The organism is Allobosea lupini (genome assembly GCF_900109525.1).
GTDB lineage: Bacteria > Pseudomonadota > Alphaproteobacteria > Rhizobiales > Beijerinckiaceae > Allobosea > Allobosea lupini.
In genome coordinates, this window is record NZ_FOAN01000001.1 from 320,783 (window position 1) to 335,467 (window position 14,685).

The following is a 14,685-nucleotide window of genomic DNA, read 5'->3' on the forward strand; positions in this document are numbered from 1 at the left end:
TGACTTGGGCCGATCAGCTGCCGAGCTTGGCCGCGCGTGCAGCCCGCAGCTTGGCGAAGTCCTCGCCGGCATGATGCGAGGAGCGCGTCAAAGGCGTCGAGGAGACCATCAGGAAGCCCTTCACATAGGCGATGGTCTCGAAGCTCTTGAACTCGTCCGGCGTGACGAAGCGGATGACGGCATGATGCTTTCGCGACGGAGCGAGGTACTGGCCAATGGTGATGAAATCGACCTCGGCCGAGCGCAGATCGTCCATCAGCTGCAGGACCTCGTTCCGCTCCTCGCCGAGGCCGACCATGATGCCGGACTTGGTGAAGATGGTCGGGTCGAGCTCCTTGACCTGCTGCAGCAGGCGCAGCGAATGGAAATAGCGGGCACCGGGGCGCACTTTGAGGTACTTGCCGGGCACCGTCTCGAGATTGTGGTTGAAGACGTCGGGCTTGGCCGCGACGACGATCTCGAGCGCGCCGGGCTTGCGCAGGAAGTCCGGCGTCAGGATCTCGATCGTCGTGCCGGGCGAAGCTTCGCGGATGGCGCGGATGACGCGGGCGAAATGCTCGGCGCCGCCATCCTGGAGATCGTCGCGGTCGACCGAGGTGATCACGACATGTTCCAGGCCGAGCTTGGCGACGGCGTCGGCGACCTTGCGCGGCTCGTCATGATCGAGCGCTTCGGGCACGCCGGTCTTGACGTTGCAGAAGGCACAGGCGCGCGTGCAGGTGTCGCCCATGATCATGAAGGTGGCGTGCTTCTTCTCCCAGCACTCGCCGATATTGGGGCAGCCCGCCTCCTCGCAGACCGTGACGAGCTTTTCGGCCTTCACAATCTTCTGGGTTTCGGCCCATTTCGGCGAGCCGGGGGCCTTCACGCGAATCCAGTCCGGCTTGCGCAGGATCGGGTTCTCCGGCCGCTTCTGCTTTTCCGGATGGCGCAGCTCCGGCTTCACCTCGGATTTCGGGCTGCCGGCATTGGGGCGCGGATCGCGGTTGAGGAGGTCGAGCACGACGGCCATGGACGGGTCCGTTACTGGCGCCGCGCAGCAGGGCGCGGCCACTCCCGTCTAGCTAATGCCGAAGTGCCTCGCGAGCAACCCGCGCGCCATGGGACTCAGTTGCGCACCGCGCGCCAGACCACGATCAGCAGGCAGGCGCCGGCGATCGCAGCGACGAGCGTGCGCCAGAAGCCGAAGATCGGGATCTCCAGCAGTTCCGCAATACGGCTACCGACGAAGGAGCCGGCGACGCCGACAATCATGTTGGTGAAGAGGCCGTGATCCGACGAGGTGACGCGCTCGGCGATCCAGCCGGCGATGACGCCGATCAGCAGCGTCATGAAGAAGCCGTAGCCCGGCGTGCCGAGCGCGGCATAGATCTGGTCGTTCATGGCAATCCCCCTGCCCTCAAGTCCGGCCAGCCGGCCGCAGTCTGCAACGCGCCACCCGCGCGCTGGTTCCGTCAGGCGATGAAGCGGGCCAGCAGTACCACCAGGATCGCGCCGATCACCGCCATCGCCATCGAATCGAGGAAGCGGTAGCCGGTGCTGGCGCGCCAGCCGGTGACGCGGACGATGCCCTGACCGACCAGCATGCCGAGCAGGCCGACCACGGCATGGCGCAGGAAGCCGCCGCCCCCGACGACCAGGCTGGCGATGAAGCCCGCGCCGGTACCGAACGCCACTGGAGGCAGAAGCCGGCGCCAGTTGAGCGCGAGCTTCGTGCCGGGCGGCAGGATCTCGATCTTGTCGTCTGGAACGATCCGATCGGGTTTGGCGGATTTGCGGGCGCGCGTCATCGGCCGGATATGGCCTCGGCCGCGCGCGAATTCCAGCGCCGGGAGATCAGGCGATCAACCGGGCCAAAAAGACCACCACGATCGCGCCGATCGTCGCGGTGACGATCTGCGAGACCAGTGGATTGCCAATGCCGAGGCTGATGCCGAGGAACTGCAGCAGGAAGCTGCCGACGAAGGCGCCGATCAAGCCGGTGATGATGTAGCGGATCAGGCCGCCGCCGCCCATGACGATGCTGGCGAGCCAGCCGGCGACGGCGCCGATGGCGAGAGCGACGAGAACGGCACGAAGGTCCATGGCGATCCTCCCGAAACAATGACGGGAGGATCGCCGAGCTTATGTGAAGCGAATGTGAACGCTCAGGCGTTCAGCACCTTGCCATAGGCGTCGAGCACCGCCTCCTTCATCGTCTCCGACAGGGTCGGATGCGGGAAGATGGTGTGCATCAGCTCTTCCTCGGTGGTCTCGAGGTTCATCGCGACGACAAAGCCCTGGATCAGCTCGGTGACCTCCGCGCCGACCATGTGGGCGCCGAGCAGCTTGCCGGTCTTGGCGTCGAAGATCGTCTTGACCATGCCGCTATCCTCGCCCAGCGCCACAGCCTTGCCGTTGGCGACGAAGTTGAAGCGGCCGACCTTGAGCTGGTGCCCGGCGTCCTTGGCCTTTGCCTCGGTCAGGCCGACGCTGGCGATCTGCGGGTGGCAATAAGTGCAGCCCGGGATCATCGCCTTGTCCATCGGGTGCGGGTGCAGGCCCTTGATCGCCTCGACGCAGATCACCGCCTCGTGCTCGGCCTTGTGCGCCAGCATCGGCGGGCCGGCGACGTCGCCGATCGCATAGATGCCCTTCACATTGGTGCGGCAGAGCCCGTCGATCGCGATCACGCCGCGATCGAGCTTCACGCCGAGCGCCTCCAGGCCGAGGTTCTCGACATTGGCGACGACGCCGACGGCCGAGATCATCCGCTCGGCAGTAATCGTCTGCTTGTTGCCCTTGTCGTCCTCGACATGGGCGGTAACCGAGTTCGCCCCCTTCTCGACTTTGGTGACCTTGGTCGAGGTCAGGATCTTCATGCCCTGTTTCTCGAAAGCCTTGCGGGCGAAGGCACCGATCTCGGCATCCTCGACGGGGACGACCTGCGGCATGACCTCGACGACCGTCACCTCGGCGCCAAGCGTGCGATAGAACGAAGCGAACTCGATGCCGATCGCGCCGGAGCCCATCACCACCAGTGATTTCGGCATGGTCGGCGGCACCAACGCCTCGAAATAGGTCCAGATCAGCTTGCCGTCCGGCTCCAGCCCCGGCAGGGCGCGCGGACGAGCGCCGGTCGCGACGATGATATGGTCGGCGGTATAGGTGCCCTCGCCCTTGGCGCCCTTCGGGATCGGCCCCTGCGGCTGCATCGCCGGCTTCTTGGTCGGCGCGACCACGATGGTGTTGGCCTTGGTGAGCTTGGCCTCGCCCCAGATCACGTCGACCTTGTTCTTCTTCATCAAGAACTGGACGCCGTTATTCATCCTGACCGCGATGCCGCGCGAGCGCTTCACCACCGCCTCCAGATCGGCCTTGAACGAGCCCTCCAGGGTCAGCCCGTAGTCCTTGGCGTGCTGGCCGTAGTGCAGGATCTCGGCCGAGCGCAGCAGCGCCTTGGTCGGGATGCAGCCCCAGTTCGAGCAGATGCCGGCAAGGTGCTCGCGCTCGACGATGGCGGTCTTGAAGCCGAGCTGCGCCGCGCGGATCGCCGCGACATAGCCGCCGGGGCCGGAGCCGATGATGATGATGTCGTAGTCAGCCATGGCTAGCGCTCCTCCCCTCCCCCTTGTGGGGAGGGGCTGGGGGTGGGGGTGGTATGACCGGGTTCGGGGCTATTCGTCAGGGCGGCAAAGATCGTGTCGACCACCATATCGGCGTCGATCATCACTTGGCGGTTAGTGAAGCGCAGGACGCGGAATCCTTGGGTTTCAAGCCAGGCGGAACGCTTTGCGTCATAGCGAACCGCCGTATCAGATCCGTGCTGGTCGCCGTCCACCTCGATAATGAGACGGGCGCTGAAGCAGACGAAATCGACAACATAAGATCCAAGCGCGGCCTGCCGGCGAAAATGCCGGCCTTCTTGCGGCAAGCGCTTGCGAAGAAGCATCCAGAGGCGCTTCTCGGGTTCTGTTTGGCTACGCCGTAGCGTCGCAGCGTTTCGCTTAGCTGCCTCGCCAGCGACGCGATCCTTGGCTTGCACCCACGGCATAATGCACCCCACCACGGACCAGCGCTGCAGGACGACCCCCACCCCTGCCCCTCCCCACAGGGGGGAGGGGTTAGCGCATGCGCAAACAACCTGTCGCGCCATCATCCCACGCGCCCAGTAATCCGCAGCGCCGGCCCGCGCGCCGGCAGCGGCAGGCCGAGCAGGCCGTCGACCACGGGGGCAAGCGCCAGCCCGATCGCGCGGGTGTTGTCGGCGTCGAGATGGATGCCGTCCGCGCCGGTCACCGTCGCGACCGCAGCCGCGTCGAAGAAGCTGACGCCGATCTCGTCGGCGATGCGGCGATAATAGCTCGCCAGCAGCGCCATCTTCTCGGGCGCGCCCTCCATGAAGAGATTGGCCTCATGCTCGGGGTCATCCGGCATGCGCACCACCGGCGGCGCGACGATCAGCACCTCCGGTACCGGCATGCCGGGCTCGACGGGTGGGCGCTGCGCCACCTGCGCCAGCATCCGCATCGAGCGGGCGACGTCGTAGGGCGCCAGCGAATGCTGACGCTGGCAGTCATTGGTGCCGAGCATCAGGATGACGAGATCGAGCGGCGCATGGCACTCGATGAACAGCGGCAGCAGCGAGATGCCGGAGCGATAGGGGCGTAAGGGGTCTTCGAGCGCGATCCGCCGGCCGTTGAGCCCCTCCTCGATCACCGTGGCATAGCCGCCGAGCGCCTTCTCGAGCACGCGCGGCCAGCGCACATCGTCGCCATGCCGCTCCGGCCGGTTTGCGATCCGGCCCCAGGTCAGGGAATCGCCGAAAGCGAGGATGCGGGCCTGGCGGGTCATCGCCGCCTCACACCAGCATCGCCATCGGCTTCTCGATATAGCCTTTGAAGGCCTGGAGCAGCTCGGCGCCGAGCGCGCCGTCCACGGCGCGGTGGTCGGTCGAGAGCGTCACCGACATCACCGTCGCGACGGCCGGCTGGCCGCCCTTGACGATGACCCGCTGCTCGCCGGCGCCGACCGCCAGGATCGTCGCATGCGGCGGGTTCACCACCGCGGCGAAGTCCTTGACGCCGAACATGCCGAGGTTCGAGACCGCCGTGGTGCCGCCCTGATACTCCTCGGGCTTCAGCTTGCGCGCTTTCGCCCGTGCCGCCATGTCCTTCATCTCGTTGGAGATCTGGCTCAGCGTCTTGTGGCAGGCGTCGCGGATGATCGGAGTGATCAGCCCGCCCGGGATCGAGACGGCGACGCCGACATCGGCATGCCTGTGCTTGAGCATGGCGGCATCGGTCCAGGAGACGTTGGCGTCCGGCACGGCCTTGAGCGCCAGCGCCAGCGCCTTGATCACCATGTCGTTGACCGAGAGCTTGTAGGCCGGCTTGCCGTCCTTCTCCGGCGCTGCGGCATTGAGCTCGGCCCGCAGCTTCAGCAGCGCGTCCAGCTCGCAATCCAGCGTGACGTAGAAGTGCGGGATGGTCTGTTTGGCCTCGGTCAGGCGGCGCGCGATCGTCTTGCGCATGCCGTCATGCGGGATCTCCTCATAGGAGCCCGGCGCGAACAGCTTCTTGGTCTGCTCGTCCGAGGGGCCGGTCGCGAGCGGCGCGGCGGCGGGCTTTGGCGCGGCAGGAGCGCCTGCCGGGGCAGCAGCCGGCGCGGTCTTGGCCGCCCCGCCCTGCTTGGCGGCCTCGATGTCCTTCTCGACGATACGGCCATGCGGGCCCGATCCCTGGACCTTGCCAAGGTCGATGCCGGCCTCCTTGGCGAGGCGGCGTGCCAGCGGCGAGGCGAAGGGCCGATCACCCGAGACCGATTTGCCACCGGTGTTCAAGCCGGATTCCGCGGTGACCTGCGGTGTCGATTCGTGCTTGGCTTCCGCTTTCGGTGCAGTCGCCTCGGCCTTTGCCGGCTCCTGCTTGGGAGCTTCGGCTTTCGGAGCATCGGCCTTGGCGGGCCCCGAGACGCTCTTGGCATCCTCGCCTTCGCCGGCGATCACGCCGATCACCTCGTTGACGGCGACGTCGGCCGTGCCTTCGGGCACCACGATCTTGGCGAGGACGCCCTCGTCGACCGCCTCGACCTCCATGGTCGCCTTGTCGGTCTCGATCTCGGCGATGATGTCGCCGGACTTGATGGCGTCACCTTCCTTCTTCAGCCACTTGGCGAGATTGCCCTTCTCCATCGTCGGAGAGAGCGCGGGCATCAGGATGTTCACGGGCATGGCTGGAGGCTCGCTTTTTCCAATGCGATGAACAGCATGCGGCGGATAACGCCCATGCCGAAACTGACGGAGACAAGAACGAAGGCGATATAGTCGAGATGCTCCAGCGCCGTGCCGGCCAGCGTCTTGCCGGCCATGAGTTCGGGCGCGAAAGCCTGGACGCTTTCCGGAATCAGCGTCAGCACGCCGGCGGCGGCGAGCACGAAGGCGAATATGTCGACACGGTGCAGATAGAGCCGCGTCGTAGCGAGGTCTCTCGGTGTCAGCGGGCGCGGCGCCAGCCGTTTGCGGGGCTGGACATAGGCATAGCTCGCCAGCCCCCCGATCGCCGCGAGGCCGACCGAAACCAGCATGGCTCCGATCGTCACCTGCATGGTCAGGCCCGATAGCAGACGGCCTTGGCCGCCGCGACGACCTCGCCGATATTCGGCAGCGCCAGCTTCTCGAGATTGGCGGCGTAGGGCATCGGCACGTCCTTGCCGGTGACGCGCGCGACGGGCGCGTCGAGGTAGTCGAAGGCCGCCTCCATGATCTTCATGCCGATCTCGGCAGTGACGCCCGATTGCGGGAAACCCTCCTCGACCGCGACGCAGCGATTGGTCTTCTGCACCGAGGCGATGACGGTCTCGATGTCCATCGGGCGGATGGTTCTGAGATCGATGACCTCGGCCTCGATGCCTTCCTTGGCCAGCGCCTCGGCGGCGCCGAGCGCATAGGTCATGCCGATGCCGAAGGAGACGATGGTGACGTCGCTGCCCGGGCGCACGACCTTGGCCTTGCCGATCGGGATCGTGAAATCGTCGCCCTTTGGCACGTCGAAGGAGCGGCCGTAGAGGATTTCGTTCTCGAGGAAGATGATCGGGTTGGGATCGCGGATCGCGCTCTTCAGCAGGCCCTTCGCATCGGAAGCGCTGTAGGGCATCACCACCTTGAGGCCGGGCACGTTCGAGTACCAGGCGGCATAGTCGTGGCTGTGCTGCGCGCCGACGCGGGCGGCGGCGCCGTTGGGGCCGCGGAAGACGATCGGGCAGCCCATCTGGCCGCCGGACATGTAGAGCGTCTTGGCCGCCGAGTTGATGATGTGGTCGATCGCCTGCATGGCGAAGTTGAAGGTCATGAACTCGACGATCGGCTTGAGGCCGGTCAGCGCCGCGCCGACGCCGATGCCGGCAAAGCCGTGCTCGGTGATCGGGGTGTCGATGACGCGGCGGGCGCCGAACTCCTGCAGCAGGCCCTGCGTGACCTTGTAGGCGCCCTGATACTCGGCGACCTCCTCGCCCATGACGAAGACGTCGGCATCACGACGCATCTCCTCGGCCATGGCGTCGCGCAGCGCCTCGCGCACCGTCATCGAGACGATCTCTGCGCCGGCCGGGAACTCGGAGGAGGCGTCATAGGATTTCGCCTGAGCCGGAACGCTCGCCGCTGCGGCAGGAGCCGGGCTGGTGGGCGCCTCGGCGGCCTTTTCGGGCTCCGCCGGCTTCTCCGCGGCCTGCGGCGCGGGAGCCGCCTTGGCGGAGCCGCTGGCCGCGGCGGATACGTCCTCGCCATCGGCGGCGATCAGGCCGATCAGCGTGTTGACCGCGACGTTCTCGGTGCCGTCGGCGATCAGGATCTTGGCGAGCACGCCCTCGTCGACCGCCTCGACCTCCATGGTCGCCTTGTCGGTCTCGATCTCGGCGATGATGTCACCAGCCTTGATCTTGTCGCCTTCGGCTTTCAGCCACTTGGCGAGCTTGCCCTGTTCCATGGTCGGCGACAGGGCGGGCATCAGAATGTCGATCGGCATTTACGCACCCGGATTTCTGGGATGGCCGCGAGGGCTGAAAGGGCGGGGAGGATCGAGCGCGGCCTTCAGGCCTGCGCCGGCTCCAGCAGGATATCGGTGTAGAGCTCGGAGACGTCCGGCTCCGGGTCATGCGTCGCGAACTCGGCCGCGTCGTTGACGATCTCGCGGACCTTGGCGTCGATCGCCTTGAGCTCGTCCTCGCCGACCTTGTGCTCGCGGGTCAGGCGGGCACGGACCTGCTCGATCGGATCGTGCTCCTCGCGCATGCGCTGGACCTCGTCCTTCGAGCGGTACTTCGCCGGATCGGACATCGAATGGCCGCGATAGCGGTAGGTCTGCATTTCCAGGATGTAGGGGCCCATGCCGGAGCGGGCATGCTCGATGGCGCGGCTCGCCGCCTCGCGCACGGCCCGGACGTCCATGCCGTCGACCTGCTCGCCCGGGATGCCGAAGGAGACGCCGCGCTTGGAGAAGTCGGTCTGGGCCGAGGCACGGTTGACCGAGGTGCCCATTGCATAGCGGTTGTTCTCGATCACGAACACGACCGGCAGCTTCCAGAGCTCGGCCATGTTGAAGCTCTCATAGACCTGGCCCTGATTGGCGGCGCCGTCGCCGAAATAGGCCATCGATACGCGCCCGTCCTGGCGGTACCAATTGGCGAAGCCGAGGCCGGCGCCGAGCGAAACCTGGGCGCCGACGATGCCGTGGCCGCCATAAAAATTCTTCTCGCGGCTGAACATGTGCATCGAGCCGCCCTTGCCGTGCGAATAGCCGCCGCGCCGGCCGGTGAGCTCGGCCATCACGCCACGCGATTCCATGCCGCAAGCCAGCATGTGGCCGTGGTCGCGATAGCCGGTGATGACCTGGTCGCCCTCCTTCGACGCCATCTGCATGCCGATGACCACGGCTTCCTGGCCGATATAGAGATGGCAGAAGCCGCCGATCAGGCCCATGCCGTACATCTGGCCCGCCTTCTCTTCGAAGCGGCGGATCAGCAGCATCTCGCGATAGGCGTGGAGGTCTTCGTCCTTGTTGAAGGTCGGGACGTTCGAAAGCGTCTTGGCCGCACCTTTCGAAGCGCTCTTCGCTGGCACCTTTGCGGCTGCCTTCGCAGGCGCCCCTGCTTTCGTCTTCCGTGCGGCAATGGCCATGAACGGTCCTCCCGAGCTCTACTGCTTTGGTTGTAGAGTAAGCCCCAGAGCTTGGCGAGACGGGCATCTCGCACTGCAACATAGGCTAAGTACCTGCTGTTTCTATGATAATGTCATTTAACCGATTATCGGTTAATCGATCTTTTTGCGACCATTGACGTTGGGAAAGCCGGCTCGGCGCCGCTTTCGGCGTGTGCCTCGCAACCGATCCGTAGAGCTGTTTTCCAGGCCGGAACGTCGGTTCGCTGGCCTCGCCTCAAGGACGCTGCGGGGCGTCAACGCCCCATGACGACGACGTCGTTGCGGTGGATGCGCCCGAGCACGGCACGCGCCCTCTCCTCGAGCAGGTCGCGATCGATGGCCTCGTCGCGCATCAGTCCCAGGCGCTTCTCCCAGTCCTGCCGCTCGCCGTTCAGGCTGGCGAGTTCCGCTTCCATCTCGCCGAGCTTCTCGCGCAGGCCGGCCGATGTCTCGAGCCCGCGCGCTCCGTGCTGCGCGTGGAACAGGAAATAGCCGACCACGGCGCTCGACACGAGATAGAGCGCGAGCGTGACGAGGACGGAGCGGAGACCGCGGCGGATGACCATGCCGCCACGGTAGAGTCGCTTGGTTGATGCGCCGTTAACGAGGAGCGCCGATCACGATCAAGGCCGGGTCGTCCGGCGCTCGCTGCCCCTGTCCCAGCGCGATCAGATCGGCTTCGAGCCGGCGCGCGATCGGCAACCGATAGTGCAGCGGGTCCCAATAGTTGGCATCCTCGCGGGTCAATGCCGACGGATGGGTGTAGTCGGCGACCACTGCCTTTTGACGTGACGCGATCGCCGCGATCTGCGCCTTGCAGGCAGTAAAGCGCTGCCAGGCCGGGCTGCCTTCGCGCGGCATCGCGCCGGCATGGACCGGGGGCAGCACGATCAGACGCCGCGTCGCCGCCGGAAACGCGGCGAGGCCCTGCTCCAGCCAGGCAAGCGCCGGGAAGCGCCAGCTCGCGCGTTCGGCGGCCGACACCGCGGCGCCAGGCGCCTGGGGCGCCAGATCAGGCGCTCTGCCGCCGTGGCTGCGATAGAGATGGGAGCGCGCGCGAGCGAGATCGTACGTCTCTTCGGGCGGCGTGAAGACCTCGTAGCCGTCGCCGCGCAGGCGCTCCGGCTGCAGGCCGAGCCGATAGGCAGCCAGGCGCAGCGCGATCTCGAGCGTGGTGACATTGAGCTGCTTTGGCCAGTTGTACCAAGCGCTGTCGTCATAGAGCCAGGGCGGGAACGGCCGCGGCGTCAACCGGCGAGCCTCGTCGGTCGCATCGGCGTCGCACCAGGTCTGGTCGATACCCCAGATCACGACCTTCGGGGCCGTAACCTTGCGCGCGAACAGGCCGGCGATCTGGCTCTGCTCCCAGGGTGTGGCGGCATTCATGCCGAGATTGGCGAAGCGGGCGGACAATCCCTTCGACAGAATCTGCGGATCGAGCAGGCGCATCGTCGAGGTGCCGAGGACGGCCGAATCGAACGCTCCCGACTTGACGATCTGCGGGTACATGAAGCGCTGGTTGAGATCCATCAGCGGCCGCGCGGGCTGGCCGGACCGCAAGCGCGCACCGTAGGGATCGAGCACGATGATGAAGCCGAGCAGGAAGGCCGTCAGCGTCGCGGCGGCAAGCGCGAACGCCGTGGTCCAGCCGCGCCAGTCTTTCGGTGCGCCGCTCGACGCTTCTCCGGTTGCACGCTCGTTCGCCATCGGCAGGGCTTCTGCCACGATGCGTCCGCCGGAACAATGTTGACCGGCGCGCGCCACCTGCCTATGTCAGCGCACCGGAGCAGACTGAATTGGTGCGCTGCATGATCGTTTCGCTGATCGAGCGAACGGGAAGCGAGCCGGTGAGGGCGGGTAGCTCAGTGGTAGAGCACGTGACTTTTAATCATGTGGTCGAGGGTTCGATCCCCTCCCCGCTCACCATCGCAACTATCTGATTTTGTTATCAGATCAGGTTTTGCGAATGAGAACGAGACCAGAACGTACGACAATTTGCGACGCTGAATTGGCCGTCGCACGTCGCATGTGCGACGGGTTCCGTTCTAGGGCCGTTCCTGCGGAGCCCCGTAGCGTTGATTGAGAATTTGGCGATAGCGCCTGATTTGCGCCTTGGCTTCCTTCGTCTCTGGCGCGTTTGGGATGTGGCGATAGGCGTCGGCGAGCGAAGCTTGCCAGTTCATTGCGTCCAGCAAGGCCTCCCGGATTATGTCGCGGGCGGTCACAACCCCTCTCCTTCCTTGCCGCCGCAGTGACGCAGGAAAGGGCACCACCCCTGCGTCGGATCGTGCAGCCAGCAGTCGAGGTAGGTGCGCCTGTCGCCGTCCGGCGTCGGGCCTGGAACTTCGGCGCAATCCTCGTCGAAGTCGCGGCAGCGGTGCTCGATCGCGAATTCGGCGTCGGCTTGCAATTGCTGGCTCACAACCCCGCCCCTTCCTTTTCGAGCCACAGCACCATCTTGGCGATGGCATGGTCGGCCAGCTCGGGATGGCGGCCGAGATAGTGTTTGAGGATTTCGGTCGCGGCCGTGGCGCTGTGGCCGGTGACGGCGATGATCTCGGGCACGGTCGCGCCCGACAAGGCGAGCCAGGTCACGGCCGTGTCGCGCAGGTCCTGATCGGTGAAGTCGGCGAGGCTCGGGCATGGCGGAACCTTCCATGCCGGCTCGCTGCGCCCCTGCGCGCGGGCAATGGCGGCGACGCGGTCCTGCGCCGTGGCGTCCGGCTTGAGCTCAAGCGGCTGGATATAGAGCGCTTTGTCGGGAACGCCGTTCACGGCGGCGTCGCGCATGGCGACATAGATCTTGCGATAGGTCGCCTTGGTCAGCGGCTTGCCGTTCGACGACGCGACCAGCAGCTCGGCCGGCACGACATTCCATTGCTTCTTGCGCTCGAAGGCCTGCGTGAGCCGGGCGGCGAGCTGCGGCGTCTCGACCACGCTGACCACGGCCTTGGTCTTGCGCTGCACGAAGCGGCGGCGGTTGCCGATCAGCCCGCCGTCGAGCATGTCGAGACGGTCGGCCTGGCGCTGGCCGGTGAAGACGCCGAGATAGACCGCGTCGGCGCCCTCGGGCAGGCCGATCGCGTCGGCTGCGGCGCATAACGCCTCGATCTCGTGAATTTCGCCGATGCGCAGGCGCGGATCGGGCACCGGCATGGTGAGATTGGCCATCGGATGGGCCTTGCCCCGGAAGCACAACCCCTGCCCCATGCCCCATGTGATCGCGCGCGAGAGCACCGCCATGATGGCGCGCGCCATTGCCCGGCCCTTGGCCTCCTCAAGCTTGGTATGGATGCCCTTGGCGATGTCGAGGGTCAGGTCTTCGACCGGCGAGGCGGCGAGGTTCGCATCCCATTTTTCCAGAACGCGGGAATTGATCCTGTAGCCGTCGATCGTCGAGGCCGATTTCTTCTCGATCCGACGCTTGCCGACGAAGTCCGGCCCCTTCACCTGCAGGGTCTCGTCGTCGCGGAACATGCGGGCGAACAGCTCGGCGATGGTGATCAGTCCCGGCCGGCGCGGCGCCGTCGCCGGCAGCGCCTTGGGCTTTGCGGCCGTCTCGCGCTCGGCGATTTCGGTCAGGATCGTGGGGTGCCAGGCGCGGACCTGCTCCAGCGTCCACCATGGGCCGGTCTTGCCGTCGCGCAGGTCATAGCCGGTGAAGCCGAGGCCGCGCAGGCGCGGCCCCGGATTGAAGCGCGGGCGGCCGTCACGCCAGTCGCAATGCAGGATCGTGACCTTGACCGTTCCCATGCTCTTCCCCCGCCGTGGCGTGGCGGGAGCATGCCTCGCGCGCGAGGCTGTGTCGACGGCGAGGCTCACGGCGTCACCAGAACGCTGGCGGTGAAGGCTGCAAAGGCGACGTAGCCGAAGCCGTCGACAGCCGCCGGGAAGCGGAAGCCGTGGCGCCAGCGGCGTTCGGCGCTGACATAGCAGAACAGCGAGGCGGCGAACGGGAGCAGCGCGGTCCAGTTCATGGCCGTGCCTCCTGTGCCGGCGTGCCCGCCTGCCGACGCGCGGCCGCCCGCAGGAGAGGACGCCCCAGCTCGGCCTGGCCGGCTGCTGTCAACACGATCTGCGACATGACCACCCCGAGACGCGGATGCGTGACTGGCTTTCGCTCTAGCCAGCCGAGCTTGACGCAGTCGCGTAATGTGACGCGGCCGAAGCTGTGCACATGCCGGAAGACGCCAGCAGGGTTACCGACGATGACGCTCTTGGGCAGCTCGTAGAGGTACCCGCGCGAGGCCGCAGCCAAGGCGTAATGTTGCTGGACGCTGCGGCCCTTCATGACAGCACCTCGCCGGCCGGCGCCTCAAATTCCGGCGGGGTCTCGATCCCGTCGAAGAAAAACGACGGCCTGACCTGCAGCTTCCATGCGATCTGCTGCATGCGGCTGGCGCTGATCCGGTTCTTGCCGCTCTCGTATTTCTGGATCTGCTGATAGGTCACGCCGCAATGTTCGGCGATCGCAGTGAGCGGAAAGCCGCGCTGCTGGCGCAGGACACGCATTTGGCGGCCAACATGCTGGTCGATGAGGTCAAGCTGCTTCATCCGCAGCCTCCTCTTCCTCGACGGCGTCATGGACGCGATGGGCGAGGTCATCGATTGCGACGTCGAGCGGTGCCGGGCAGGCTCGGCCAGGGCTGGCGTTGCCGCTGGTGCCGATGAAGACGGCAGCGCCGCAGGTGTAGACAAATTCGACCGCCTGACCGTCCGGAATGCCGTCGTCTGGCGTGTTCTCTTCGCGGATGCCCATACCGCAGCACGGACAGGTCGTGAGCGCGTCGCGCCAGTGCTTTTCGAGGATAGCGGGCTTCATCGACCGCCTCCCTCACGCTCGCGCCGCCGCAGCTCGTTCGACCGCGCCCATTCGCCGCGCGGGCTCTGCGGCTCGGGCTGCGGCGCAGGCGCGGCGGGCGAGACGAACGCCGCGAGCGCGGCCGAGAGGTTCACGGCGGCGACGATGCCGCGCCAGAGCTCGCGCTCGTCGGGGCCGTCGAGATCGGCGATGGTGACGTTGCCGCCGTCGCGATCCAGCACCTTCTGGCCGCAGTCGCCGAGGCGCCACGGGGCCGGGTGGGCTTCGCCGAAGGGTTTCACCGTGCTCATCGGCCGCCCCCGTAGTTCGCCTGCAGATAGGATTTGCCGAGCTGGGGGGCATCGACCGTGATCGTCACGGCCTGCTCGCCGCGCAGCCAAGCCATGAATTTCGGGCCGGACCAGACCAGCGGCAGCATGCCGGGGATCGGCTGCGGGAAGCCGTTCTTCTTCGTCCAGCTGCGATGCTTGTCGCGGACGGTGTCGGCATCGCAGCCCCGGATGGCAGCGATATCCTCGGCCGACATCATCAGCTTGACGCCTTCGATCGGCGGGTCGTTCGCCGTGACGCGCACGGCTTCCCTCAGTTCTGCGATTTTGGCGCGCTCTTGCGCGAGTTGCTGCGACATGTGCCCATGCTCCTGTGCTTCGGACACAGACAGGGTAAACATGCTAATTTCTGATTTGCAAGT

At 66.4% G+C, this 14,685-nt stretch carries 22 protein-coding genes and 1 tRNA gene; 1 reads left to right on the forward strand and 22 read right to left on the reverse strand.

The features are described 5' to 3' along the window. Nucleotides 1–13 precede the first annotated feature (13 nt). The 13 genes from lipA to BMZ21_RS01550 all read right to left on the reverse strand — a co-directional run bounded on the left by lipA (nucleotide 14) and on the right by BMZ21_RS01550 (nucleotide 10,897). Nucleotides 14–1,012, reverse strand: a complete 999-nt coding sequence (lipA, locus tag BMZ21_RS01490; RefSeq protein ID WP_091829052.1) for a lipoyl synthase — start codon at nucleotides 1,010–1,012, stop codon at nucleotides 14–16. Nucleotides 1,013–1,107: 95 nt separating this feature from the next. Then, a complete protein-coding gene (locus tag BMZ21_RS01495; protein ID WP_091829055.1) occupies nucleotides 1,108–1,383 on the reverse strand; it encodes a GlsB/YeaQ/YmgE family stress response membrane protein in 276 nt (91 codons plus the stop codon). A 71-nt stretch (nucleotides 1,384–1,454) separates the two neighbouring features. Then, nucleotides 1,455–1,790, reverse strand: coding sequence for a GlsB/YeaQ/YmgE family stress response membrane protein (locus BMZ21_RS01500; protein WP_091829057.1), 336 nt, complete (start codon nucleotides 1,788–1,790; stop codon nucleotides 1,455–1,457). Between the two features lie 46 nt (nucleotides 1,791–1,836). Beyond that, on the reverse strand, nucleotides 1,837–2,085 hold the full coding sequence (locus tag BMZ21_RS01505) for a GlsB/YeaQ/YmgE family stress response membrane protein (RefSeq protein ID WP_091829060.1): 249 nt from the start codon (nucleotides 2,083–2,085) through the stop codon (nucleotides 1,837–1,839). Between the two features lie 62 nt (nucleotides 2,086–2,147). After that, nucleotides 2,148–3,587 (reverse strand): dihydrolipoyl dehydrogenase, encoded by a 1,440-nt coding sequence (gene lpdA / locus BMZ21_RS01510; protein WP_091829063.1) that lies wholly within the window; start codon nucleotides 3,585–3,587, stop codon nucleotides 2,148–2,150. A 2-nt stretch (nucleotides 3,588–3,589) separates the two neighbouring features. Beyond that, nucleotides 3,590–4,138, reverse strand: coding sequence for an endonuclease domain-containing protein (locus BMZ21_RS01515; protein ID WP_342029015.1), 549 nt, complete (start codon nucleotides 4,136–4,138; stop codon nucleotides 3,590–3,592). Further along, nucleotides 4,135–4,833: an SGNH/GDSL hydrolase family protein gene (locus tag BMZ21_RS01520; protein WP_091829066.1), complete on the reverse strand. Its 699-nt coding sequence runs from the start codon at nucleotides 4,831–4,833 to the stop codon at nucleotides 4,135–4,137. Before BMZ21_RS01520 ends, BMZ21_RS01515 begins: the two co-directional genes overlap by 4 nt. Nucleotides 4,834–4,840: 7 nt before the next feature. Beyond that, nucleotides 4,841–6,211: a pyruvate dehydrogenase complex dihydrolipoamide acetyltransferase gene (locus BMZ21_RS01525; RefSeq protein WP_091829068.1), complete on the reverse strand. Its 1,371-nt coding sequence runs from the start codon at nucleotides 6,209–6,211 to the stop codon at nucleotides 4,841–4,843. Further along, the gene (locus BMZ21_RS01530) at nucleotides 6,202–6,585 is read right to left on the reverse strand and encodes a hypothetical protein (protein WP_091829071.1); all 384 of its coding nucleotides are present in this window, start codon (nucleotides 6,583–6,585) and stop codon (nucleotides 6,202–6,204) included. Before BMZ21_RS01530 ends, BMZ21_RS01525 begins: the two co-directional genes overlap by 10 nt. Nucleotides 6,586–6,587: 2 nt before the next feature. Further along, entirely contained in the window at nucleotides 6,588–8,000 is a 1,413-nt protein-coding gene (locus tag BMZ21_RS01535) for a pyruvate dehydrogenase complex E1 component subunit beta (protein WP_091829074.1), read from the reverse strand. Nucleotides 8,001–8,065: 65 nt separating this feature from the next. Further along, nucleotides 8,066–9,151, reverse strand: a complete 1,086-nt coding sequence (pdhA, locus tag BMZ21_RS01540; protein ID WP_091829076.1) for a pyruvate dehydrogenase (acetyl-transferring) E1 component subunit alpha — start codon at nucleotides 9,149–9,151, stop codon at nucleotides 8,066–8,068. Nucleotides 9,152–9,426: 275 nt separating this feature from the next. Continuing rightward, nucleotides 9,427–9,738 carry an FtsB family cell division protein gene (locus BMZ21_RS01545; RefSeq protein WP_091829078.1) on the reverse strand — a complete coding sequence of 104 codons (312 nt, stop codon included), beginning with the start codon at nucleotides 9,736–9,738 and terminating at the stop codon, nucleotides 9,427–9,429. Between the two features lie 34 nt (nucleotides 9,739–9,772). Then, the gene (locus BMZ21_RS01550) at nucleotides 9,773–10,897 is read right to left on the reverse strand and encodes a hypothetical protein (RefSeq protein WP_143079626.1); all 1,125 of its coding nucleotides are present in this window, start codon (nucleotides 10,895–10,897) and stop codon (nucleotides 9,773–9,775) included. A gap of 126 nt (nucleotides 10,898–11,023) precedes the next feature. On the opposite strand from BMZ21_RS01550, the gene BMZ21_RS01555 reads away from it, so the two are divergent. Further along, nucleotides 11,024–11,098 (forward strand) — tRNA-Lys (locus BMZ21_RS01555). Between the two features lie 119 nt (nucleotides 11,099–11,217). Here the strand turns inward: BMZ21_RS01555 and BMZ21_RS01560 are convergent. The 9 genes from BMZ21_RS01560 to BMZ21_RS01595 all read right to left on the reverse strand — a co-directional run bounded on the left by BMZ21_RS01560 (nucleotide 11,218) and on the right by BMZ21_RS01595 (nucleotide 14,622). Beyond that, nucleotides 11,218–11,397 (reverse strand): hypothetical protein, encoded by a 180-nt coding sequence (locus BMZ21_RS01560; protein ID WP_091829083.1) that lies wholly within the window; start codon nucleotides 11,395–11,397, stop codon nucleotides 11,218–11,220. Beyond that, nucleotides 11,394–11,594: a hypothetical protein gene (locus BMZ21_RS01565; RefSeq protein WP_091829085.1), complete on the reverse strand. Its 201-nt coding sequence runs from the start codon at nucleotides 11,592–11,594 to the stop codon at nucleotides 11,394–11,396. The genes BMZ21_RS01560 and BMZ21_RS01565 overlap by 4 nt, the downstream gene beginning before the upstream one ends. Continuing rightward, complete coding sequence (locus BMZ21_RS01570) at nucleotides 11,591–12,925, reverse strand: site-specific integrase (RefSeq protein WP_091829089.1); 1,335 nt, start codon at nucleotides 12,923–12,925, stop codon at nucleotides 11,591–11,593. Before BMZ21_RS01570 ends, BMZ21_RS01565 begins: the two co-directional genes overlap by 4 nt. 65 nt (nucleotides 12,926–12,990) lie before the next feature. After that, nucleotides 12,991–13,149, reverse strand: coding sequence for a hypothetical protein (locus BMZ21_RS30175; protein ID WP_167561485.1), 159 nt, complete (start codon nucleotides 13,147–13,149; stop codon nucleotides 12,991–12,993). After that, nucleotides 13,146–13,463 carry a hypothetical protein gene (locus BMZ21_RS01575; RefSeq protein WP_091829093.1) on the reverse strand — a complete coding sequence of 106 codons (318 nt, stop codon included), beginning with the start codon at nucleotides 13,461–13,463 and terminating at the stop codon, nucleotides 13,146–13,148. The genes BMZ21_RS30175 and BMZ21_RS01575 overlap by 4 nt, the downstream gene beginning before the upstream one ends. After that, a complete protein-coding gene (locus BMZ21_RS01580) occupies nucleotides 13,460–13,777 on the reverse strand; it encodes a helix-turn-helix domain-containing protein (RefSeq protein ID WP_091829095.1) in 318 nt (105 codons plus the stop codon). Before BMZ21_RS01580 ends, BMZ21_RS01575 begins: the two co-directional genes overlap by 4 nt. Next, a complete protein-coding gene (locus tag BMZ21_RS01585; RefSeq protein WP_091829098.1) occupies nucleotides 13,713–13,994 on the reverse strand; it encodes an SIR2 family NAD-dependent protein deacylase in 282 nt (93 codons plus the stop codon). The genes BMZ21_RS01580 and BMZ21_RS01585 overlap by 65 nt, the downstream gene beginning before the upstream one ends. After that, a complete protein-coding gene (locus tag BMZ21_RS01590; RefSeq protein WP_091829101.1) occupies nucleotides 13,991–14,284 on the reverse strand; it encodes a hypothetical protein in 294 nt (97 codons plus the stop codon). The genes BMZ21_RS01585 and BMZ21_RS01590 overlap by 4 nt, the downstream gene beginning before the upstream one ends. Then, nucleotides 14,281–14,622: a hypothetical protein gene (locus BMZ21_RS01595; protein WP_091829104.1), complete on the reverse strand. Its 342-nt coding sequence runs from the start codon at nucleotides 14,620–14,622 to the stop codon at nucleotides 14,281–14,283. Before BMZ21_RS01595 ends, BMZ21_RS01590 begins: the two co-directional genes overlap by 4 nt. Between the last annotated feature and the right edge of the window lie 63 nt (nucleotides 14,623–14,685).